This window comes from Corynebacterium sp. UMB4614, from assembly GCF_030217065.1.
Taxonomy (GTDB): Bacteria; Actinomycetota; Actinomycetes; order Mycobacteriales; family Mycobacteriaceae; genus Corynebacterium.
The window spans coordinates 142,876-165,215 of record NZ_JASONC010000002.1 but is presented as its reverse complement, the minus strand read 5'-3'; the positions used below and the strand labels follow the sequence as shown (position 1 = coordinate 165,215).

General features: G+C 64.2%; 16 protein-coding genes and 1 pseudogene. 10 read left to right on the top strand and 7 right to left on the bottom strand.

The window, feature by feature from the left end; all coding sequences use genetic code 11:
* The 3 genes from recX (at position 1) to QP413_RS01845 (ending at position 3,034) form a co-directional block, all read left to right on the top strand.
* Positions 1-642, top strand: a complete 642-nt coding sequence (gene recX / locus QP413_RS01855) for a recombination regulator RecX (RefSeq protein WP_284780288.1) — start codon at positions 1-3, stop codon at positions 640-642.
* Between the two features lie 93 nt (positions 643-735).
* A complete protein-coding gene (miaB, locus tag QP413_RS01850) occupies positions 736-2,277 on the top strand; it encodes a tRNA (N6-isopentenyl adenosine(37)-C2)-methylthiotransferase MiaB (protein ID WP_284780337.1) in 1,542 nt (513 codons plus the stop codon).
* Complete coding sequence (locus QP413_RS01845; RefSeq protein ID WP_148811671.1) at positions 2,270-3,034, top strand: hypothetical protein; 765 nt, start codon at positions 2,270-2,272, stop codon at positions 3,032-3,034. Before miaB ends, QP413_RS01845 begins: the two co-directional genes overlap by 8 nt.
* Before the next feature lie 57 nt (positions 3,035-3,091).
* On the opposite strand, the gene QP413_RS01840 is transcribed toward QP413_RS01845, so the two are convergent.
* Entirely contained in the window at positions 3,092-4,480 is a 1,389-nt protein-coding gene (locus tag QP413_RS01840; protein WP_284780284.1) for a DUF349 domain-containing protein, read from the bottom strand.
* Between the two features lie 141 nt (positions 4,481-4,621).
* Here QP413_RS01840 and miaA point away from each other — a divergent pair, with 141 nt between their 5' ends.
* Positions 4,622-5,608 carry a tRNA (adenosine(37)-N6)-dimethylallyltransferase MiaA gene (gene miaA, locus QP413_RS01835; RefSeq protein ID WP_284780283.1) on the top strand — a complete coding sequence of 329 codons (987 nt, stop codon included), beginning with the start codon at positions 4,622-4,624 and terminating at the stop codon, positions 5,606-5,608.
* A gap of 2 nt (positions 5,609-5,610) precedes the next feature.
* Here the strand turns inward: miaA and QP413_RS01830 are convergent, their stop codons facing one another.
* A complete protein-coding gene (locus tag QP413_RS01830; protein ID WP_284780282.1) occupies positions 5,611-6,435 on the bottom strand; it encodes a hypothetical protein in 825 nt (274 codons plus the stop codon).
* A gap of 179 nt (positions 6,436-6,614) precedes the next feature.
* On the opposite strand from QP413_RS01830, the gene hflX reads away from it, so the two are divergent.
* Both hflX and QP413_RS01820 read left to right on the top strand, forming a co-directional pair.
* The gene (gene hflX, locus QP413_RS01825; protein WP_284780280.1) at positions 6,615-8,135 is read left to right on the top strand and encodes a GTPase HflX; all 1,521 of its coding nucleotides are present in this window, start codon (positions 6,615-6,617) and stop codon (positions 8,133-8,135) included.
* 63 nt (positions 8,136-8,198) lie between these two features.
* Entirely contained in the window at positions 8,199-9,575 is a 1,377-nt protein-coding gene (locus QP413_RS01820; protein WP_148811681.1) for a uracil-xanthine permease family protein, read from the top strand.
* Between the two features lie 149 nt (positions 9,576-9,724).
* Here QP413_RS01820 and QP413_RS01815 read toward each other — a convergent pair whose 3' ends face one another.
* Together QP413_RS01815 and lexA are read right to left on the bottom strand one after the other, a co-directional pair.
* Complete coding sequence (locus tag QP413_RS01815) at positions 9,725-10,525, bottom strand: DeoR/GlpR family DNA-binding transcription regulator (protein ID WP_012360132.1); 801 nt, start codon at positions 10,523-10,525, stop codon at positions 9,725-9,727.
* Positions 10,526-10,557: 32 nt separating this feature from the next.
* Entirely contained in the window at positions 10,558-11,307 is a 750-nt protein-coding gene (gene lexA / locus QP413_RS01810) for a transcriptional repressor LexA (protein ID WP_284780277.1), read from the bottom strand.
* A 338-nt stretch (positions 11,308-11,645) separates the two neighbouring features.
* Here lexA and QP413_RS01805 point away from each other — a divergent pair, with 338 nt between their 5' ends.
* A complete protein-coding gene (locus QP413_RS01805) occupies positions 11,646-12,095 on the top strand; it encodes a cell wall hydrolase (protein ID WP_070759012.1) in 450 nt (149 codons plus the stop codon).
* Between the two features lie 108 nt (positions 12,096-12,203).
* A complete protein-coding gene (nrdR, locus tag QP413_RS01800) occupies positions 12,204-12,677 on the top strand; it encodes a transcriptional regulator NrdR (protein WP_070759011.1) in 474 nt (157 codons plus the stop codon).
* A 52-nt stretch (positions 12,678-12,729) separates the two neighbouring features.
* Here the strand turns inward: nrdR and hrpA are convergent, their stop codons facing one another.
* Complete coding sequence (hrpA, locus tag QP413_RS01795) at positions 12,730-16,848, bottom strand: ATP-dependent RNA helicase HrpA (protein WP_284780274.1); 4,119 nt, start codon at positions 16,846-16,848, stop codon at positions 12,730-12,732.
* Positions 16,849-16,978: 130 nt separating this feature from the next.
* Between hrpA and QP413_RS01790 the strand changes: the two genes are divergently transcribed.
* Positions 16,979-17,947, top strand: a complete 969-nt coding sequence (locus QP413_RS01790; RefSeq protein WP_284780271.1) for a hydrogen peroxide-inducible genes activator — start codon at positions 16,979-16,981, stop codon at positions 17,945-17,947.
* On the opposite strand, the gene QP413_RS01785 is transcribed toward QP413_RS01790, so the two are convergent.
* Together QP413_RS01785 and QP413_RS01780 are read right to left on the bottom strand one after the other, a co-directional pair.
* Positions 17,931-20,489: an RNA helicase gene (locus tag QP413_RS01785; RefSeq protein WP_284780270.1), complete on the bottom strand. Its 2,559-nt coding sequence runs from the start codon at positions 20,487-20,489 to the stop codon at positions 17,931-17,933. The genes QP413_RS01790 and QP413_RS01785 overlap by 17 nt on opposite strands.
* Entirely contained in the window at positions 20,489-21,472 is a 984-nt protein-coding gene (locus QP413_RS01780; RefSeq protein WP_246818090.1) for a PAC2 family protein, read from the bottom strand. Before QP413_RS01780 ends, QP413_RS01785 begins: the two co-directional genes overlap by 1 nt.
* 264 nt (positions 21,473-21,736) lie before the next feature.
* On the opposite strand from QP413_RS01780, the pseudogene QP413_RS01775 reads away from it, so the two are divergent.
* A pseudogene (locus tag QP413_RS01775) lies at positions 21,737-22,330 on the top strand (DUF4192 family protein); the annotation flags it as partial.
* Positions 22,331-22,340: the final 10 nt, after the last annotated feature.

Here is a 22,340-nt window from a genome sequence, read left to right as displayed (position 1 = left end):
GTGACTGAAGGCAACGCAGACGACCATTGGGCTACAGCCGGGGGTGCCCCGGAGAGCCGGGAACAGAAGATTGCCGCGCTGCGGCGGGCAATCGCGTCCTGGACGCAGGGGAGCGGTAGCCCGCTCGTCGATCGGGAGAAGGAGGAGGCTCTCGCCCCGGTTGTCAACCGGGCGCAAAGCCTCATCAACCATCGCCCGCGCTCGGTGGCGGAGCTCGAGGAGCGGCTACTCAAGCAGGACTATGCCCCGGAACTCGTCAGGGAAGTCGTCGAGCGCTGCCAGCGCAACGGCATGCTCGATGACGGCGAGTTCGCGAGGCTCTGGGTCGAGCAAAGAAGCAGGAATCAAAAGAAATCTGTCGCTGTGCTGCGCCGCGAACTGCGGGATAAGGGGGTCGCCGAGCAACACATCGAGGCTGCTGTGGAGCTCGTCGACGAGGAGGATCAGGACGCGATCATGCGTGGACTGATCGACAAGAAGGCCGCGAGCATTCGGGCCGTGCCTGCGGACCGCGCGGAATACACTAAATTCCTCAAGCGAGTGGTGGGGGTCGCTGCCCGCCGCGGTTTTCCCGCGGGCACCAGCCTGGCCTACGCCCGTGAGGCGTTGGATCAACAGCTCGCCGAGCTCAAATCTAGTTAGCGCGGGGTGCCGGCGGGCGGGGCAGTGGCGAACGTGACACGGTTCGTGTTCGCCCCCGCCCTGGGGGTAGGATCTGCACACGTGACTCACGCTATGGAGAAGAAAACTTCCGCATCTGAGCAGCTCGAACAGCGCACCTACGAGGTCCGCACCTTCGGCTGCCAGATGAACGTTCACGATTCCGAGCGCCTCTCCGGGCTCCTCGAGGACTCGGGCTACCAACCTGCGGCGGACGGTGAGGAACCAGACGTCCTCGTCTTCAATACCTGCGCGGTGAGGGAGAATGCGGATAACCGGCTCTACGGAACGCTCGCCATGGTCAAGCCCATGAAGGATCGCAATCCCGGCATGCAGATCGCCGTTGGCGGTTGCATGGCGCAGAAGGACAAGGACGTGGTGGTCGACCGCGCCCCCTGGGTGGACGTCGTCTTCGGCACCCACAATATCGGCTCGCTGCCCACTCTGCTGGAGCGTTCCGCCCACAACCAGCGGGCAGAGGTTGAGATCCTCGATTCCCTCGAGGAATTCCCCTCCGTGCTCCCGGCAAAGCGGGAATCCGCTTACTCGGGTTGGGTATCGGTCTCCGTGGGCTGCAATAACACCTGCACCTTCTGCATCGTGCCCTCTCTCCGAGGCAAGGAGCAGGACCGCCGGCCGGGGGAGATCCTCGCTGAGGTTCAGGCGCTGGTGGACCAGGGCGTGCAGGAGGTCACCCTGCTGGGCCAGAACGTCAACGCCTACGGCGTGAACTTCGCCGACGAGGACCTGCAACGAGATCGGGGCGCATTCGCCAAGCTGCTGCGCGCCTGCGGCGAGATCGAAGGTCTCGAGAGGCTGCGCTTCACCAGCCCTCACCCTGCTGAATTCACCGACGACGTCATCGATGCGATGGCAGAGACCCCCAACGTCTGCCCCCAGCTGCACATGCCGCTACAGTCGGGTTCCGACCGCATCCTCAAGGAGATGCGTCGCTCCTACCGCTCGAAGAAATTCCTGGGGATCCTGGACAAGGTCCGCGAACGCATTCCACACGCGGCCATCACGACCGACATCATCGTGGGATTCCCCGGCGAAACGGAGGAGGACTTCCAGGCGACCCTCGACGTCGTCGAGAAGGCGCGTTTCTCCAGCGCATTTACCTTCCAGTACTCGCCACGCCCCGGCACCCCGGCAGCTAGCATGCCAGACCAGGTCCCCAAGGCCGTCGTGCAGGAGCGCTACGAGCGCCTCATCGCGCTGCAGGAGCGCATCCAGGCCGAGGACAACCAGGAGCTGGTGGGAACGACCCAGGAACTGCTGGTCCAGGAGACCGGTGGCCGCAAGGACGCCCAGCGCCACCGCATGTCGGGCCGTGCTCGGGACGGTCGGCTCGTGCACTTCACCCCAAGCGAGGACGTTCGTCCTGGGGATATAGTGGAAGTCACGATTACCGACGCCCGTCCGTTCTTCCTCATTGCGGACGGCCCACTCGTCAACCACCGGTTGACCAAGGCCGGCGACATGTCGGGTGCTGGCCAGACCCCGACCACCGCGCCGATCGGGGTGAGCCTCGGCGTGCCAACCATCGGTATTAGGCCCCAGGCTGATGCAACCGCGGCGCCCAAGAACGTCCACGAAGGGTGTGGCTGTGACTAAAAAGAACGACGCGAATTCCGCCGATTCACCGCAGGAAAGCAAGCCCGGCGTAGCCGGCGCCACCGAGGACACGCAGGGCAAGGATCCGCTGGCCGCCTACCGGGGCGACCTCACAGCCGCCGAGGAAAAGGCCGCGAAGATGGTCGACTACCGCCAGCAGCTGCCGTTCATGGCTCTCGGCCTCATGTTGGTGCTCGTCTCCCTCTTCCTGCCGCACTCCCGGGACGTGCTGGGCATCGATGTGCTCTTCAACTCGCCGACCGCACAGAAATTCCAAATCACCATGCCGGAACGGGTGTACGCCACCCTCGCCGTCCTGGGCGGCGTCATGCTGACCATCGGAACGATCGTCTCGCGATCCTGGTTGGTTGCGTGGGTCAACTGGGCTTTCGCAGGCGTGGGCTGGTGGTATAGCGTGTTCGCGATTTGGATGCGCCAATCCCGCCCGGTCACCGACCCGGCCGGCCCGCCTTCTTATGGCCTGGTCATTGGTGCGATCGGCATGACGATCTTGTTCGTGATGATCACGTGGGTCCTGTTCCGCCGTAATCCATTGCAGCGCGCGCTCGCGGCCGCCCGTCGCGAGGAGGCACACCGTTCTGCGGAGGCCCAGGCCGCCCAGCAGCGCCTACGCACGGGCGTCGAGGAATGGCCTAAGGCGGATCTTGAGGACATCGTCGATGATCGCCGCGCTCGCGCTAAGCAGCGCCGCCGGAAAACCGACGGCGATAAGAACATCGGTGGCCAAGAAGGCTAAAGACAAGCCCTAGCTCTTGACAAAAAGCTAGGGCTAGGGGGCTTCGAGCCCCCTCTTTTAGTTTTCCTCGGATTCGGAGCCAGACTTGGTGGAGGCCTGTGCGGTCTCCGCCCACTGCCGCCACTGATCGGCCTGCTCCTGCAGCGTAGCGGCGAGCTTATCCTTCGCAGCCTCCTTGGCCTCATTGGCCTGCTGCTGCAGATCCTTCGCCTTGGCGAAGAACTGGTCGACCCGAGCCTGCAGCTCCGGATCGGTCTGGCGCCACTTCTCCTCAACCGCGTCCGTGACGCGCTTTTCGATCGCCCCGATCTTGTCCTCGAATTCGCGGATCTTAGCCCGCGGCACGAAGCCGATCTCGTCCCACTTCTCCTGCAGCTCCCGCAGCAGGCGCTGGGCGTTCTCGAGGTGAGCCTTGGGGTCGATCAGGGAGGAGTATTCGTCGAGCAGCTGCTGCTTCTTGGTCGCATTCTCTTCGAACTCTTCGTCGCGGGCATCCTGATCCGCCCTGCGGGCGTTGAAGAATACCTCGCGCGCAGCGCGGAAGCGCTCCCACAGCTCGTCGTCGACGTTGCGCGGGGCGTGCCCGGCGGCCTTCCACTGGTCCATCAGATCGCGGTAGGCTGCCGACGTCTCCGCCCAGCGGGTGGAGTGCTGGAGCTCCTCCGCGGCGACGATGAGCTCTTCCTTCTTTCGGCGTGCCACCTCACGCTGCTTATCGAGGTCTGCGAAGTGAGCCCCGCGACGCTTATTGAACTGCTCGCGAGCCCGGGAGAAACGCTCCCACAACTCATCGTCGGTCTTCTTATCAAGGCCGCGGAATCCTCGCCACTCGTCGACCATCGCGCGGAAACGGTCTCCCGTTGCCTTCCACTCGGTCGAGCTTTCGCCCAGCTTCTCAGCCTCCTCGGCAAGCGCCCTCTTACCCCGGAGGGCCCGGTCCTTGCGGTCCGCCTTGGCCTGCGCGACCTCCTGCTGCGCCTTATCGCAGTCCCGCAGCAACGCCTCTAGCTTGACCTGCAGGGCATTGAGGTCACCCACGACCTCCGCATCATCCAGTCCGTCGAGGAGCTCGGTGGCCGAGGCCTTGATCGTTGCCGCTTGCTCCGGCTGGGTGCTCAGCCGTGTTTCGAGCGTGGCGACCTGTGTGGCGAGGTCATCGAATTTCGCCCCGAAGTGCTTGAGACCCTCCTCGGGAGCCCCAGCCTGCCACTGCCCGACAACGCGGTTCTCATGGCCTTCGCGGCGCAGCCACACCGCACCGTCGGCGTCGACTCGCCCGAAGTCCGCTGGATTGGACCTGACCGGGTGTACTGACACAGGAGCTTGCGCCTTCATCCCCGGGGTGGGCTTCACCTTTTTGGGCATGGCACCCGGGCCTGGGCGTGGGCCCGGCTTCGGGCGGGCAGCCCCGGTCTGGGGCTGGGAACTCTGCTGCTTGTCGGTCATGCTTTCTTCCTTTGCACGTCAGTCACCGGCTCCGCGAGCGGAAATACTCGTTGCGGACTCATTATGGCAGATGCCCCGGCCAAGACCGCGGCCAACTGAGGCTTTAAGGCGTCCGGAGACTAAGATTTGGCGGTGATAGCCATGGATAACTCTCAAACTGATTCGCCGCTCACCGCACCCGCCGGGGTAACCGCAGCGGACGGCCTGCGTCCACTATTGATCGTGGGGCCCACAGGCTCCGGTAAATCCGAGCTTTCCCTTGAACTTGCGCGCAGACTGGATCAGCCGGTGGAGATTATCAACGGCGATTCGATGCAGATGTACCGCGGCATGGATATCGGCACCGCCAAGATATCCCGCGCTGAACGCGCCGAATTCCCGCACCACCTCTTCGACTGTTTGGACGTCGACGACACGGCCAGCGTGGCTGCGTACCGCGCGATGGCGGGGGAGACGGTGGAACAGATCCAGGCCCGCGGTGCCCGTCCGATCATCGTCGGCGGCTCGATGATGTACCTGCAGGCGCTGGTCGACGACTGGCAGTTCCCGCCGACCGATCCGGCGGTGCGGGCGAAGTGGATGGCCGAACAGGATCGCATCGGGGTGGAAGCGCTCCATGAGGTGTTGCGTTCCAAGGATCCCGATGCGGCAGACATCATTGAGCAAAAGGACCCGCGCCGCATTGTCCGCGCCTTGGAGGTCATCGAGCTGACGGGCAAACCCTTCGCGGCCTCGCAACCGCCGAAGAACGTCCCAACCCGGTGGGGGACGAGGATCTTCGGGCTCAACGCCCCGGGGAATTGGCTCAACCCCCGGCTGGAGGCTCGCGTCGATCGTATGTTTGCCGCTGGTCTCGTCGGTGAGGTCGAGGCCTTGGCCGCAGCTGGGCTGAGTCGGGAATCCACGGCCGGCAAAGCGATTGGCTACGCCCAGGTCTTAAGCGCGCTGGCGGGCGAGTGCAGCATGGAACAGGCCCGGGAGGATACGGTCGTGGGAACCCGTCGCTATGCCCGCCGCCAGCGCAGCTGGTTCCGCCGTGACCCGCGGATCCACTGGTTGGATGCGACTCTCGCCGACCCTGGCCTGCTCGCCGACCAGGTCGTCGACGAGCTGCGGGGAAACACCTAGAGCTAGTGGCCTCCGCAGCCACAATCCCCGCTGCCGCAGCCGCCGGGGCTGCATGCGCCAGGATCGTTAATGCTGACGGCGAACTGGACGTCCCCGCTGACGATGGTTCCAGGTGTGGCGAACGGCGGGCGAGTGGCGTCTGTCGGAAGGTCGGGGTGATCCGCGGCCACCGCGAGCGAAAACTCGAACGGGTGGCGGCACGTCAGCGCCCAAAACTGCTGGCCGTTGAGTTCGTTCGTCTTCAGCTCTGCCTCGGTGACTTCGACCGCGACCGTGGCCTGCGCGTGCGGGGAAGCAGAGCCGTTGTTGAGCTCGGATAGGCCCCGGGAAGTCACGGAGCCGACCTCGGTTCCGCCGGACTCAGCGAAGGCGACTGCGTCCGGGAAGATGCGAACATCCGTGGCCAAGGCGGAGATCGAGAGCGGCTGATACTCCAGCGGCTCCTGCTCTGCGATCATGGGGCCCTGCCCAACCGTCGCGGTGAAGGAGGCGATGACCGGGGCGCTAGCGCCACTGACCTGCAGCATCGGGCTATCAGCGACGATGTCCACGATCCCGATGAGGTCGTTAACCATCGTCACGTGCCCCGTCGTCGACAGCTGACCTGCCGGGTGCAGACCCACGAAGGAGCCATACGGCGGGGCAGCGAGGATCGTCAGCGTCGCCCCGGAAGCGTCCGCGTACTGGAGGACCTGGCCGCCCGATACCTCCCCGATGACCGAGAGCTGGCCGGAAGCATAAGCGGCCTCGAGGGCATCCTGCCACTGGGGATAGGCCAATCCAACGCTGCTGAGCTCGGGAATCTCCTTCTGAGATGCAGTAGCCATGGGGAACCAACGCCTTAAAACTCGGGGAGCGGGATAGCGGGGTTGACACGTGCTCAGCGTCCCGGCCCACAGCCGGTGAAAGGAGCATGAGCGAGTGGGGACACCGCCGGGGTTTACGCCCCGAATAAGCCCGCTATTTACTTTCTTTTATGCAGGTGACAGTGTAGAACTGGAAGGCAATGGCTTCAAATTCAGATAATGTTGTCGATCTTTTTACAGACTCGTCGGAGGGCGAGGATTTCGACCTCGAATCTCAGCAGAGTCCGACCATCGGTGAGCTCGATCTGGAGGCGCGTTCCAGCCTCCGGCGGCTGACCAGAGGGGTCAGCAGCTACACGGACGATCAGTCCGAGATTACTGAGGTCGAGTACCGCCAGCTTCGCCTGGAGAAGGTCATCCTCGTGGGGGTGTGGACCGAGGGAACAATCGCTCAGATCGAAGCGAGCCTGGAGGAGCTGGTCGCCCTTGCTGAGACCGCTGGATCCGAGGTCCTGGAGACGGTCTATCAGAAGCGCGATAAGCCGGACCCGGGCACCTATATCGGCCGCGGCAAAGTCAGCGAGCTCGCGGAGATCATCCAATCCACGGGTGCGGATACCGTGATCTGCGATGGTGAGCTGAGCCCCGGACAGATGATCGCCCTGGAGAACGCGCTGAACGCGAAGGTCATCGACCGCACCATGCTGATTCTCGATATCTTCGCGCAGCACGCGAAGTCCCGCGAGGGCAAAGCCCAGGTCTCCCTGGCTCAGATGGAGTACCTCATCAACCGGGTTCGCGGCTGGGGTACCTCGCTGTCACGACAGACGGGTGGCCGGGCTGGCTCCAATGGCGGCGTCGGTCTGCGTGGCCCGGGTGAGACGAAGATCGAGGCCGACCGTCGCCGCTTGCGCGCCGAGATGGCACGCCTGCGCAAGGAAATCGCGGCGATGAAGACCTCCCGCGATACCAAGCGCCAGCGCCGCGACGCCTCTGCGGTTCCCCAGGTCGCAATCGCCGGATACACCAACGCAGGAAAGTCCTCGCTGATTAATGCGCTGACTGGCGCGGGTGTGCTCGTCGAGGACGCGCTGTTTGCCACCCTGGACCCCACGACCCGCAAGGCGGAACTCGCCGATGGGCGCAGCGTGATTTTCAGCGACACCGTGGGCTTCGTCCGCCACCTGCCGACGCAGCTGGTCGAAGCCTTCCGCTCCACGCTGGAGGAGGTCATGGCCGCGGACGTCGTTCTGCACGTCGTCGACGGCTCCGACCCCTTCCCACTCGAGCAGATCCGTTCGGTGAACACGGTGATCAGCGAGATCGTCGCCGAGAGTGGCCAGGACGCCCCGCCGGAGATCATGGTGGTCAACAAGATCGACAAGGCGGATCCGCTGGTCCTCGCCGAGCTGCGCCACAAGCTCAACGACGTGGTGTTCGTCTCCGCACACACCGGGGAGGGCATCGACGAGCTGGAGACCAGGCTCGAGCTCTTCCTAAACTCACTGGACGAGACGGGAGTGTTCGCGGTCCCGTTCGACCGGGGCGACGTCGTCTCCCGCATTCACGACCTGGGTAGCGTCACACAGGAGGAATACGACGCCACCGGCACCGTCCTCACCGCTCGCGTCCCGAAGAAGCTCGCCCGGGAACTGGACGCCTTCCGCGTGACTGACCGACACCACGACGATCTGGACGTCAACGGCGCCGCGACCAGCTAATCCGCCCGCAGCGCGCGGGACGCGGAGCTGACGCACTGAACCTTCCTTAGCTGCAGTAGTGTTATGGCCGTGACTAAGGACAATGGGGCGCTCAACGCGCAGAACAAAGCAGGTAGTTCGGAGCCGGGCACGCCCGGGCCAGGAGAGAAGACGGAGCACCGCGGCTCGTTCTTCGGGTGGGATTTGCACGGCAACGGCCGCGACATCGAACCGGGTGGGGTCGTTAAGCCTGAGGAGCGCCTCTCGTGGCCACGCACCATCGGCGTGGGTATGCAGCACGTCATCGCGATGTTCGGTGCGACCCTCCTGGTGCCGACGATCACGGGTTTCCCGGTGAACACCACCCTGCTGTTCTCCGGACTCGGGACGATCCTCTTCCTGTTGGTGACCCGCAACCGACTGCCGTCCTACCTCGGTTCCTCCTTCGCCTTCCTCGCCCCGCTGGCGGCAACCCAAGCGGAGGGTTTCGCGGCACAGCTCGGCGGGATTGTGGCCACCGGTGCGCTGCTGTTCCTGATCGGTCTCGTGGTCCAGCTCGCCGGACGCCAGGTGCTGGATGCCGTGATGCCACCGGCGGTGACTGGTGCGATCGTGGCCCTGATCGGGTTGAACCTCGCTCCCACCTCGACGGGGAACGTCCAGGAGCAGCCACTGATCGCCGGCGTGACGCTGCTGGGGATCCTCCTGTTCACAGTGATGGGCCGCGGAATGGTGGCGCGACTCGGAATTCTTTTGGGCGTGCTGACCGGTTGGGGCTTCGCCTTCCTTTCGGGCGGTGTTTCTGAGGAGGCGCGGCAGCACGTGGGTGAGGCCGCGTGGATCGGCTTCCCGCACTTCGAGACCCCGGAATTCACGGTGACCGCCGTGACGATCACGCTGCCAGTGGTGGTCGTCCTCATCGCTGAGAACGTCGGCCATGTGAAGGCCGTGTCGACGATGACTAACCGTAACCTCGACGATCTTGCAGGCAAGGCGTTGATGGCCGACGGCATGTCCACGGTGCTCGCTGGATCCGGTGGTGGATCCGGTACCACCACGTATGCGGAGAACATTGGCGTGATGGCGGCGACGAAGGTGTACTCCTCGGCCGCGTACTGGGTGGCGGCCGCAACGGCGATCGTGCTGGCCTTCATCCCGAAGTTTGGCGCCGCGATTCTTACCATCCCGGTGGGCGTGTTGGGCGGGGCAACGCTCGTGCTCTACGGCATGATCGGCCTGCTCGGGGTGCGCATTTGGATGGATAACGAGGTCTCGTTGACGGACCCGGTGAACCTCACCGCTGCTGCGGTGGCGATGATCGTCGGCATCGGTAACCTGACGCTGAACGTGGGTTCCATCCCGATGGAGGGCATTGCTTGGGGCTCGGTGGGCATCATCCTGGGCTACCCGGTGCTGCGCTACCTCTACGACAACTTCGGCGAGGGGCGCTACATTTCTTAGCGCTATTTCCAGTAAAGGGGGGGGGGGCTGGGTGGAGGCTCGCCATTGGTAATGTCGGCCGCCTGCGGGAGGGAAAGGGAAACCGGGCTTGAGCGCAGCGAGGGGCAGTGGGAACTGCCGGCCCGGTCGGGGCTCGGCAGCTTCCAGTGCTATCCCTGCTCGTCGACGACCACCGTGTGAATGCCAGTGTCGTTGAGCTGGGCGACGAAGCCCTTGGGGGCGGAGTTATCGGTGATGACCACATCGATCTTCTCGGGCTCAGCAAAACTCACGATGTAGTCGAGCCCGAATTTCGTCGAATCGCACAGCGTCACCACCTTGTCGGAGTAGGCAATCATCGCGCGCTTAATGGCGGCCTCGGCCGCGTCGTGGGTGGACAGCCCGTGAGTGAGGGTGAAGGCGTCGGTGCCGATGAACGCCACATCGGCGTGCAACAGCGCCAATGTCTGGAGGGCAACATCTCCCACCACCGCCTGCGACTGGGCGCGGATCTTGCCACCCAGCAGCTGCACCTTGATGCGGGGGTCGGTAGAAAGTAGCAGTGCGTTGTGCGGCGAGTTCGTCACGACGGACAGGGAGTAGTTCTTGTCGATGCTCTCGGCATGCTCGACGATGGCCTCGGCGATCATCGCCGTGGTGGTTCCGGAGTCCAGGAAGATGGTTCCGCCGTCGAGGGGAACGAACTGCACTGCGGCCCTGCCGATCGCCTGCTTGGCGAGCGCGGCGGAGTGTTTTCGCGTCTCCAGGGGGACGTAGTCGGTCTGGAACTGCCGTGCCGGGACGGCCCCGCCGTGGACCCGGTAGAGCTTGCCCTCGGCCGTAAGCTGGGCTAAGTCCCGACGGATGGTTTCGGCCGTGACCCCAAACTGGGCCGCGAGTTCGGTGACGGTGACCTTGCCCTGCACGGCGGCAAGCGAGGTGATTTGTCGACGACGCTGAGCTGAAAGCACGCTTAGATACCCACTTAATCCAAAAACTTGGGTTAGATCTTGCGCAGGACCGCGGAGACTTTACCGAGGATCTGCGCTTCATTGCCGGCGATTGGTTCGAACAGATCGTTGTGGGGGAGCAGCCACACACCGTCCTCATCGTGGTGCAGTTCCTTGACCGTGGCCTCCCCGTCGATCATGGCGGCGACAAAGTCACCCTGATCTGCGGTCGGCTGCGAGCGGACCACAACCCAGTCGGAGTCGTAGATGCCCGCATCGCGCATGGACTCGCCGACCACCTGCAAGAGGAAAAGCTCGTCGGAAGTACCGACCAGCTCGGCGGGGAGTGGGAACTGCGCTTCCACGTTCTGCTCCGCCAGGATCGGATTGCCGGCGGCGATTTGGCCGACGACGGGCACGTACGTCGCTGCGGGGCGGTCGTCGGAGACGGGAGCGGGGGTGGTCTTGGGCTGCTTCCGCGGCACGGGCTTCACGAGGCCGGGGTTGGTGTGGTCCTCGTAGCCTCGAACATCGAATGCGCGAGGCTTGTTGTCCTCCCGGCGCAGGTAGCCCTTCTCCTCAAGTTGCTTGAGTTGGTAGGACACCGAGGATGTGGATTGGAGACCGACAGCATCTGCGATTTCGCGGATGCTTGGGGGATAGCCCCGGAGAACCGTGGAGTTCTTGATGACCTCCAGGATGCGGCGTTGGCGGGAGCTCAGGTTGCCCTTGATCTTCGCATCTGCAGCGCTCTTCTTGGGGCGGCCTGGGCGCCGACGGGGGGACTCGGGGGACGTCGTCACGGTGAACTCTCCTTGCGGCCCGGGCGGCAGTCAGCTGCGTGTGCCACCTGGCTTGTGATTGAAAACTTATGCTCCCGCGTTCGAGGGAGGCCTCGACCGCGCTGGCACCCACTGTATCACCTGCATGTTCGATATTTGGGGTAAAACGCTCGACTTTCTTCGAACGTGCGTGCTATATTTTCGATGTAGCCGCCTAGAACACCCGTTCGATACATGTGAGGCGGTGTTGGGGCGCTGTCCCTAGCGGATGATTCACTCCTATCCAACGGCTGGTTACCGGTGATTCATCGGAAAGATCAGCGCTGATGATCGGAATTCGAACGAGGAAGGAATCTACTATGACTCTCGTTAAGAACGTTTCCCACGCCCCTGCGGCTGCGTCTCGCGCCGGTCGACGCGTCGCTATTCCAACTGAGCGGGTCCTGTTCGAAGGTTCCGAGTCGCTTTCCGGGGTCGTTTCACCTGGCGTCGGCAAGAATGTACGTTCGAATACCCATGGTGAGGGGCGGGCCTTCACTCCGAACTTCGTGCAGCAGCGTCGCTTCGCTCACCCGCTAGCGAATGCTCGTTCCCAGCGGGTCATGGCTTCGCAGGCCTCTGCACTTCGCCGTGGAATGGATATTGCCAACCGGGTGGCCACTTCCCGGGGTGGGGTGCTGCTGAGTGGAATTGCATTGGTACTCAGCCTTGGACTGTCTCCGCTGGCGATGGGCCAGGGTGGTGACGAGCAGGATCCTGCCGCCACCGCGGCCGTGTCTGAGATCGCGTCAGCCGAGGCGGCGGACTAGCCATCTTCCGCTCGGCTTGGCGGAGTAGTGCCGTGGCGATCGAATTGGGGGGGGAACTGTGGAATCCGCCGGGGCGCTTTTTCTGCGTGCTGGGCATAAACTAGTGGCGTGCTGTGCCCAAGTTGTCGCTGTGAAGATTCCCGTGTTGTGGACTCCCGAGTTGTCGAAGGCGGAATTGCCATCCGCCGCCGCCGGGAGTGCCTGCAATGCCTCACTCGGTTCACCACCATGGAGCGCTCGGTCCTTCTTGTAACGAAGCGCAACGGGGTGACGGAGGAATTCAGCCGCGAGAAGGTCATCAAGGGTGTAAGGCAAGCCTGCCAGGGACGCGATGTGTCAGATGACGACCTCAAGCTGCTCGCCCACGAGGTTGAGCAGAGCGTTCGTGCGGACTACGGATCCCAGGTCAACGCCCACGACATTGGCCTGGCGATCCTGCCTCCGCTGCGCCGACTCGACGAAGTCGCCTACCTCCGCTTCGCCTCCGTGTATAAGTCCTTCAGCTCCTCCGAGGACTTCGAGGCAGAGATCGCATTGCTGCGCAGCCAGCACCAGTGCAACCCTCCGCACCCGGGCAACTAAAACCGAGACCATAGCGCCGTCCCCGGCGCTCACTCTCCCGGCGCACCACGGACTAGCGGATCTGACCGGCAGCCTTGCGAACCCGCTGCAGTGATGCGCTGCGTGCAGTGCCCAAATGCTGGGCAAACAGAGCCACCATGAGCTCCTCGATCAGCCAACGCAGGTCCTTGACCTGGGGCGAAGCCTGCCGGGCGCTGGGCAGGCGATCCACCGTCTGCTGATAAATCTTCATCGCTTCCGCCAGCTCCTCCGCCAGCTCCGCCTCGCGATCAGGATCCCGCTCCAGCAGTGCCAGCCTCTCCTTCATAGCCTCGACGTACCGGGGGACGTGCCGGAGGCGCTGAATGCCCCACGTGACCAGACTGTGGTCCGCGGCGTACAACTGCACCTGCTTTTTCATCTCCGCAATCGCGGGACCATCCCACTGCTCCAGCTCCGAGGAGATGTCCTGGATGGCTAATGCAGCAGGGGCGAATGCAACCAGGATCTGGCGCACCAGACCAGGAGCCTGCTGGCGGGCCGTCTGGCAGGCCCGTTCGCACTCGTCAGGGGTTCTGATCACCGGGCCAACCTTCTCCAGAAGCTGGCGGCACGCCGCCGTGCGCGCATCGTCCACCAACGCCTCAATACCACCGTTCGGATAGTTCTCCAGCGCCACGCGCTGGCGCAACGGCAGCCCCTTGAGCATCTGTCCGGCGGAAATCGGGGTGGCCTCGGCCATCAGGCTTAGCGCCGTCGAGAACTGCTGAGCCTTCGCCGCCTGCTCGGTGGGGAAGGCCTTGAGCTCGAAACGCGTGCTGCGGTGACCCGTCTTGCCAGCGGAGAAGCTGGCAACCAGTGCGGGGAAAGCGTTCACGGCCTGGCCGTCGACGACGGTCTCGATGGACTCAGGGATATCGCCGATGCTTTCGGCCGACCACTCGTCAGCGTGCTGAAGCACGCCACCCACGCCGGCCCCGCCCTGAGGTGCCTTCTGCTTCCCGCCAGTGCCACGGCCCTTCTTGCCAGCTGCGCCCGCACCCTTCTGGTGCACCTTGGCGTCCAGCGGGCTGGCAGCCGTAGAACCCTGGCCACCACGCAGGGACCGAGCACTCGCCGCCGCAATTGCCTGGCGGACATCACCGGCCAGGTCCCGCTGGAGTGCGACGATGTCCCGGCCGGTGCGCACCACATTGCCGCGGCGGTCAATAACCGCAACATTCATGCGCAGGTGGTCAGGCACCTTGGTCCAGTCGAAGTCGGTGGCGTTGATGCCCCGACCGCCCAGCGAGCGCAGCGCATCGGCCAGCGACTCATCGATCGCCCCGTCGTAGGGCATCATGGCCTCCAGCGCCCGTGCTGCGAAATCCGTGGCCGGCACCACCGACTTGCGGATCGCCTTTGGCAGGGAACGGATGAGCGCCACGGCTAGCTCGTGGCGCATGCCTGGAACCAACCACTGCGTGATTTCGGGGTCGATGTTCGCCAGCAGGGGCAGTGGAACCTGCATGGTGATGCCGTCGCGCGGATCGGTGGGGTCGAAGACATACTCCAGGTCGAACTCCAGGCTGCCCTGCCGCCAGGTATCCGGGAATTCGTTGGCCTCCGCGGCCCCTTCGTGCGAATCGATGAGCGCGTCGAGCGAAAAATCCAGCAGGTCTGGCTTCTTGTGGCGTGCCTTCTTCCACCAGGAATCAAAATGTCGGCTGGAGATGATGTCTGCGGGCAGGCGGGCGTCGTAAAAAGAAAACAGGGCATCATCGTCGATCACGATGTCCCGGCGCCGGGCCTTATCCTCCAGTTTCTCGGCCTGCTCAAGGAGCTCCTGATTGTGGCGGTAGAACTTGTGGCGCGTCTCCCAGTCGCCCTCGACCAGCGCCTTGCGGATGAACATATCCCGCGCCAGCTCCGGGTCGATACGACCCAGGTTGACGCGTCGCTCCGTGACGATGGGCAACCCAAGCAGGAGGGCCTTTTCGTAGACCATCGCCGCACCGCGCTTCGAGGACCAGTGAGGCTCCGAATGGGTGTACTTCACCATGTGGGGTGCGATTGATTCCACCCACTCCGGGCGGATCGGCCCCACCGTTCGGGCGAAAATCCGGGATGTCTCGACCAGCTCCGCGGCCATGATCCACTGCGGTGGTTTCTTCGCCACATGGGAGCTCGGGTGCACCACAAAGTGCGAATTGCGGGGGCCGGTGAACTGGCGGCTCTCGCCCTCCCGCATGCCGATGTGGCTGATCAGCCCGGCCAGCAGGGCTCGGTGGACATCATCTTCGGCGATGGGCTCGCCGTCGAAGGTCAGCTGCCGGACATGCCGAATATTCGGCACGGACCAGCGCAGCTCCTTGGCGATATTGAGCAGCTGACGAACCAGATCCGCCCACTCCAGGACACGCAAGTAGTGGATGAACTCCCGCTGGCAGAGCTTGCGGAACTGGTTACCGCTGAGCTCGGCGCGCTGCTGTTGCAGGTAGCTCCACAGCTTCAAGGTGGAGATGAAGTCCGAGTTCGCCTTGAAACGTGCGTGGAGCTCATCGGCCTGCTGCTGCTTCTCCAGCGGCCGTTCCCGGACGTCCTGGATGGATAGCGCAGCGACGATGACGGTGACCTGATCCAGGATGTTCAGCCGGTGGGCGGCGACCATCATGCGCGCCAAGCGGGGGTCGGTCGGGATGCGAGACATGTCCCGTCCCACGTCCGTCAACGCGTGCCGGTCGCCTCCGGAGATCGCGCCCAGCTCGCTGAGCAGGGCCACGCCGTCGCGCACCGCGCGAGAGTCAGGGGCCTGCAGGAAGGGGAACTTCTGGATATCACCGAGGCCAAGAGCAAGCATCGCCAGGATGACGCTGGCCAGGTGGGTGCGCAGAATTTCGGGGTCGGTGAACTCCGGTCGGGCTTCGAAGTTTTCTTCCGAATACAGCCGGATCGCAATACCGTCGGCGACACGGCCACAACGGCCCGAACGCTGCTTCGCGGAGGCCTGGCTGATCTCCTCGACCGGCAGTCGCTGTACCTTCGTGCGATTGGAGTAGCGGGAGATGCGCGCATAGCCGGTATCCACGACGAAGCGGATGCCCGGCACGGTCAGGGACGTCTCGGCGATATTCGTGGCCAACACGATCCGGCGGCGTTGGCCAGGGTTGAACACGCGGTGCTGTTCCGCATTCGACAGTCGCCCAAACAGGGGGAGGATGTCGACGCGTGCCCCGCGCCGGTCGCGGTTCAGATGCTTATCCAGCGCCTCGGCGGCGTCGCGGATCTCGCGTTCCCCGGAGAAGAAGCACAGGATGTCGCCGCTGCCGAAGCTCCACAGCTCGTCGACGGCCTCGATGAGCCCGTCCAACGGGTCCGTCACGTGGGTGGTGATCTCCCCACTGTCCGGGTCGGTATAGCTTCGCTCCAGCGGGCGGTACAGGATCTCGACCGGGTAGGTTCGCCCCGAGACCTCGACGATCGGCGCGGGTGTGCCATCGGCGCTGGCGAAGTGCTCCGCGAAGCTTTCGGGATCGATCGTCGCGGAGGTGATGATCAGCTTCAGATCCGGGCGCTTCGGCAGCAGATTCTTCAGGTAGCCCAGCAGGAAGTCGATGTTCAGGCTGCGCTCGTGCGCCTCATCGATGATGATCGTGTCGTATTCGCGGAGTAGCCGGTCGCGCTGGATCTCGTTGAGAAGCACACCGTCGGTCATGAGCTTGACCGCGGTGTTCTCGCTGGTCTTATCGTCGAAGCGGATCTTGTAACCGACCAGGGAATCCGGCTTATCCGTGCTCGATCCGAGCTCCTCGGCGATGCGGTCCGCCACGCTGCGGGCGGCGATGCGCCGCGGCTGGGTGTGCCCGATGCGCTGCCGCTTGCCGCGACCCAGGTTCAGGCACATCTTCGGGATCTGCGTGGTCTTACCGGAGCCAGTCTCACCGGCGATGATGACAACCTGATTTTCAGCGATAGCCTTTTCGATATCCGCCTGGCGCTCCGAGACGGGCAGCTCGCTAGGGAAGTGGATCTGAGGGAAGACCCGGTCCTGCTGGGGCAGATTGACGCCGGCCGTGCGCTCCCGGCGCTGTCGGCCGCTGCGTCCCCGGCGGCGCGACTTGCCCCCGCGGTTGCGGTGACGCCCGTTTCTGGCGTGCCGCGACGGCTGTTGCGCTGATTTTTGCGTGCTCTTATCGCTATTTTCCCTGCTCATTAGGGCTCCAGCTTAACAACTCTGTGGCTGGCACCTGTAGCCGGGAGCCATTCATAGCTTTTGGCTAAAACCACCCGGCCAGCTCGCGTAGGATAAGGCTTCAGCATTGTTGAAACATTGATAGGTAGCTGTGACCCACAAAGAGTATCGGCCGACCATTGCGCAGGTCCGGACCTTCGCGACGATCGCGGAACACGGCCACTTCGGCACCGCCGCGGCGCACCTGGGCATTTCCCAGCCATCGCTCTCGCAGGCTCTCGCGACCCTCGAGCAGGGGCTCGGAGTGCAGCTGATCGAGCGCTCCACCCGAAAAGTCATCGTGACGCCGATGGGGCGCTCGCTGCTGCCTTTCGCCCACGCCACGCTGGAGAGCGTGGACGCCCTCGTTGATCACGCCAATTCTGTGAAAGGCGGGTTGGGCAGTGCCCTGGTCGTGGGCATGATCCCGACGATCGCCCCATTCCTGCTCCCGGATTTCTTGCGCGTCCTCGACGAACCGCAGGCTAGGGATGCCCCCCGCATCGTGGAGGAGAAGACCCACCACCTGGTGGATGCCCTTCGGCAGGGGCGCATCGACGTCGCGGTGTTGGGGCTTCCGTTTGAGGACGCCGGGCTGACCACGATTCCCCTCTACGAGGAGGAGTTCGTGGTGGTCGTCCCAGAAGGCCACCCGATGGCCGGTCGCCGCGACCTGCGCGTCTCCGACCTCGAAAAACTCGACCTCCTGCTTCTCGACGAGGGGCACTGTTTGCGGGACCAGGTGATGGACCTGTGCCGCAGGGTGAATATGAGCCATGACCCCCGGCTGGCGGTGACCCGGGCAACGAGTCTGTCCACCGTGGTTCACCTCGTTGCCGCCGGGCAGGGCGCGACCCTTGTTCCGCTGAGTGCGGTGCCCAGTGAGTGCCAGCGCCCGGGCATCGGCTTGGCGACCTTCCACCCCGAGGAGAAGGCGGCTGGCCGCACGGTGGGGATTGCCCACCGCTCCAGCAGCGTGCGTACCGAGGATTATGAGGAGCTCGGCCGCATCCTCTCTGAGTCCTTTGCAGCGGTGCAGGAAACCGCCCGGGCGGAGCTGGCCGCTAGCCTTGGTGAATAACCAGGCTGGCTAGGCGCACCTCTCCGGCTTCGTCGGTAGCGGCCAGGTCCACCATGCCCTCGAAGGCCCAGCCGTGGTCCTTCTCCGGGTCATCCAGAATCTGGCGCACCCGCCATTGGCCGGGCGCAGCCTCCGGGTTCTCGTCGATGAGCACCATTGAGTTGGAACGCGCGTCGGCGTCAACCCCCAGGTCCGCATACTCCTCGAAGTAATCGTCCATGGCGGCGGGCCAATCGGGGGCGTCCTCCAGGTAGGAATCCAGCTCCGCCAGCTGCTCCTCCTTCTCGAAGGCGAAGAGCTCCACGTGGCGGAACATGTGGTTGCGTACCATCCGCCGCAGTGCTCGCTTGTTGGCCGAGAGCGCGGAACTATCGGTGACCCCGAAGGCATGCTCCGTGACCTGCTCCTCGGTCAGCGGAGCATCCGGGTCGGAGAGGGTGGCCCACTCATCCAGCAGGGAGGAGTCCACCTGGCGGATGAGCTCGCCCAGCCACTCGATGATGTCCTCGAGCTCCTCCGTGCGGTAGCTCTGTGGCACCGAATGGTCCAGGGTGCGCCACGCGTCGGTGAGGTAGCGCAGCACCACGCCCTCGGAACGTCCCAAACGGTAGGTGGCGATGATGTCCGAGAAGGTCATGCCCTTTTCGATCATGTCGCGCAGAACGGACTTCGGGGAGATGTCGAAGTCCTTCGCCCAGGGGTTGGATTCGCAGAAGATGTCGAAGGCATTGTCGAGGGATTCGGCCAGCGGCTGCGGGTAGGTGACGTCCTCGAGGATGTTCATCCGCTCGGTGTAGTCGACGCCCTCCGCCTTGAGCGCGGCGAGCTCCTCATCGCGGGCTGCGCGTTGCTGGCCGCTGAGTACCTGGCGGGGATCGTCGAGAACCGCCTCGAAGGTGGAGATCACGTCCAGGGTGAACTCCGGGGACTCCGGGTCGAGCAGGTCTAGAGCAGCCAGCGCGAACGGGGCCAGCGGTTGGTTGAGCGCGAAGTCTCGCTGCAGTTCCTGGGTTAGCCGGGCGTCCTTCCCGGACGGCGTGTCCGCCGCGAACTCCTCGACCACCTCGGACCGAAGCAGGCCACGGTAGAGCTCGATCGTGGTGCGGATGTGAGAGTTCTGCTTCGCGCGGGTCTCGTGGCTGCTGCGGAGCAGACGCTTGAGGGCAGCAAAGGTCCATTCCTTGCGAGCGACGATGTTCAGCAGCATCGAGTTGCTCATCGTGAACTGGCTGACCAGCTCCTCTGGCTCCGCGGTGAGCAGGCGTTCGTACGTGGACTCGGACCAGGTGGTTCGGCCCTGTGGTGCGGACTTCTTGCGCAGCCGCTTGAGCTTCTTCGGGTCCGTCCCAGCGCGCTGGCGAAGCCGGAAGTTCTCGATCTCGTGTTCCGGCGCCTGGACGACGACGGTGCCTTCCGTGTCGTAGCCTGCGCGTCCTGCTCGTCCGGCGATCTGGTGGAACTCCCGGGACTTCAGGATGCGGTGGCGTTCGCCGTCGAACTTCGCTAGCTCCGTCATGAGCACCGAGCGGATCGGGACGTTGATTCCCACGCCCAGGGTGTCGGTGCCGCAGATGACGGTCAGCAGACCCTGCTGGGCGAGCTGTTCCACCAGGCGCCGGTATTTTGGCAGCAGGCCGGCGTGGTGGACACCAATCCCGCGGCGCAGCAGTTTGGATAGGGTCTTGCCGAAGCTGGTGGTGAACTTGAAGTTCCCGATCGCCTCGGCGATCGCCTTCTTCTTCTCTTCGCTGACCAAGCTCAGGCTCGTCAGCGCCTGGGCGCGCTCGATGGCCTCGCGCTGGGTGAAGTGTACGACGTAGACCGGGGCCTTGCCATCCTTGACTAGCTCCTCGATCGTCTCGTGCACCGGGGTATAGACGTAGTCGAAGCTCAGCGGAACCGGGCGGACGGAGCCAGAAACGTGGGTGCAGGGCCTGCCGGTGCGGTCGGTCAGATCCTTCTCCAGCCACGCAGTGTCTCCCAGCGTGGCGCTCATCAGCAGGAACTGGGCGTGGGGGAGTTCCAGGAGGGGCACCTGCCAGGCCCAGCCACGGTCGGGCTCGGAGTAGTAGTGGAACTCATCCATGACCACCTGGTCGACCTGCGCGTCCTTCCCGTCGCGCAACGCGATATTGGCGAGGATCTCGGCGGTGGCGCAGATGATGGGGGCACCACCATTGACGGTCGCATCACCGGTCATCATGCCCACATTCTCAGGGCCAAAGGTTGCGCAGAGGTCGAAGAACTTCTCGCTGACCAGGGCTTTGATTGGGGCGGTGTAGAAACTGCGCTGCCCGCGCGCCAGCGCCACGAAGTGGGCAGCCAGGGCCACCATCGACTTCCCGGACCCCGTGGGGGTCGCCAGGATGACGTGGTCCTGGGCGACCAACGCCGTGGCTGCCTCCTTCTGCGCCTCGTAGAGGCTGATCCCGCGGTCTTCCGTCCACCGCAGGAAGGACGCCAACACGGCGTCGTCAACGAGCCCTTCAGGGACCTCGTCGAGGTCGGGGAGTAGGTCGGCCAGCTGGGCAGCGATTCCCACTACTGTGAGTCTCCTTCATCGTCGTCGTGTGGGTCGTTGCTATGGGTGGGATCCGCCGGATCCTCCCCGCCGGCCGCGGAATCGGTATCCGCCGCGTCATTCATGCGGGCCAGGAATGCCTCGAACTCGGCGCCCAGCTCCTCGCCAGTAGGGATGTCCTGTCCTGGCTCGAGCAACGAACTCTTCTTCTTTCGAAGCCTACGGACTTCCTTGTCGTACTGCTGCTCGAGGGCCCCAACGACGGTAGCGATCTCGTGGGAATCCTCCGTCTGCTGTGCGAGCTGCTGCTGTACGCGCGACATATCCTTCTCCAGCGCCTTCAACGGCAGCTCGCGGTCGGCAAGGTCGCCGAAGGCCTTCAGCAGCGCGTAGCTTGCCTCCGGGTACTCTGAACCCGCGATGTAGTGCGGCACATGGGCCGTGAGCCCAATGGCGTCGAATCCCGCGGCAGACAGCTGCATCTCGGTCTCGAGCGCAGCAGCCCCCGGGATCACCAGCCGTGCGTCCCACGTGTGGTAATCCCGCACCAGGGACGGGTCCGAAGCGTGCGCGGAAATCACCAGCGGGCGGGTGTGCGGCACCGTCATCGGGGCAGCATAGAAGGAAATCGCCCGGGAGACATTCGCGCGCTGCGCCAACTCCATGATCGCGTGCCCGAATGCCTCCCACTTCAGGTCCGGCTCTGGGCCGGCGACCAGCAGGAACGGCCGGTCGTTGACGTCCTTGACGATGCGCACGTCCAGGCTGAGCTTGTCGGACTTAGTGATACGATTCTGGTCGATCGTGATGCTGGGGCGCCGTGCGCGGTAATCCAGTAGATCATCGAGGTTGAAGCTGGCGACAACCGAGCTATCCAGAGCCTCCAGGAGGTGATTTCCACTGACTGCGATGGCCTGGCCCGCATCGGCATAGCCCTGGAGCGCGATCAGCATCGGAATACCTTCGTCCGGCGAATCCGCCTCCAGCGGAACGGGATATTCCATCTCATACATGGTGTTCCGGGGACGGCGGCTAAAAGAATTGTCCTGAGGCATCGTCTTTGCGCTCCCTTTCTTTACAACGACTGCGGGGCAGCGGGCCGGAGATCTCGGCATTAACCGAGTTCAGGCCAGCCAAAACACGTGGCGGGCTCCGGCGTGGGGAAGTTATCCACAGTCCACTGCGTGTCCACAGGGTCCTGGCGGTTCTCCTCCGCAGACCAACGCTGCTGCGCTGGGGCTGACCGGGTGATCGAGCACACTTTGCTCATGAGATCACACGATTCACGTCATTCCAACCACAACGACCATCGCAATATTCCCCACGAGACAACCGCCGCGCAGGCCCCACCATCCGACAACAGGCTACGGGGCCGCCAAGGGCACAGCACAGCACCAGCTGGGCATCGCAGCATCTCCCTGGGAGCCGACCCCGGGGCTCTGCTCGCAGGCCTACCAGCCATGCTCGGTTTCACACCGCAGGACTCCTTGGTGCTCATCGGACTCCAACCGGTCAGCAAGGACGGGCCACCTCGAGGCAGCAACCCGGGTGACCGCGCCACCACACACGCCACCGTCACCTTTCAGGTAGGCCCCGTCGTGAGAGCCGACCTGGACGGCGATAGCACCGAGGAGGCCCTCGACACCTTCTGTGCCGCACTGGGGGCTCCCATCTCGGACACCGTGCCGACGGATCAATGCCCGCAGGCGATCATCCTCGTTATCGGTGGCACCCCGGCCCGCGCCGTCGACGTATTCACTGACACACGCACCCAACTCGCCCTGGCCGGAATCCCCGTGCACACCAGCCACTGGGCTCAGGAGATTGCAGACCACCAAGAGTGGGCGACATACGACCTCCACACACAACTAT

Bases quoted from the DNA above. Each gene is read 5' to 3' on its own strand.
- miaB (WP_284780337.1), top strand. From the start codon at position 736: ATGGAGAAGAAAACTTCCGCATCTGAGCAGCTCGAACAGCGCACCTAC.
- QP413_RS01840 (WP_284780284.1), bottom strand. From the start codon at position 4,480: ATGACCGACAAGCAGCAGAGTTCCCAGCCCCAGACCGGGGCTGCCCGC.
- miaA (WP_284780283.1), top strand. From the start codon at position 4,622: ATGGATAACTCTCAAACTGATTCGCCGCTCACCGCACCCGCCGGGGTA.
- QP413_RS01830 (WP_284780282.1), bottom strand. From the start codon at position 6,435: ATGGCTACTGCATCTCAGAAGGAGATTCCCGAGCTCAGCAGCGTTGGA.
- hflX (WP_284780280.1), top strand. From the start codon at position 6,615: ATGGCTTCAAATTCAGATAATGTTGTCGATCTTTTTACAGACTCGTCG.
- QP413_RS01820 (WP_148811681.1), top strand. From the start codon at position 8,199: ATGGCCGTGACTAAGGACAATGGGGCGCTCAACGCGCAGAACAAAGCA.
- QP413_RS01805 (WP_070759012.1), top strand. From the start codon at position 11,646: ATGACTCTCGTTAAGAACGTTTCCCACGCCCCTGCGGCTGCGTCTCGC.
- hrpA (WP_284780274.1), bottom strand. From the start codon at position 16,848: ATGAGCAGGGAAAATAGCGATAAGAGCACGCAAAAATCAGCGCAACAG.
- QP413_RS01780 (WP_246818090.1), bottom strand. From the start codon at position 21,472: ATGGAATATCCCGTTCCGCTGGAGGCGGATTCGCCGGACGAAGGTATT.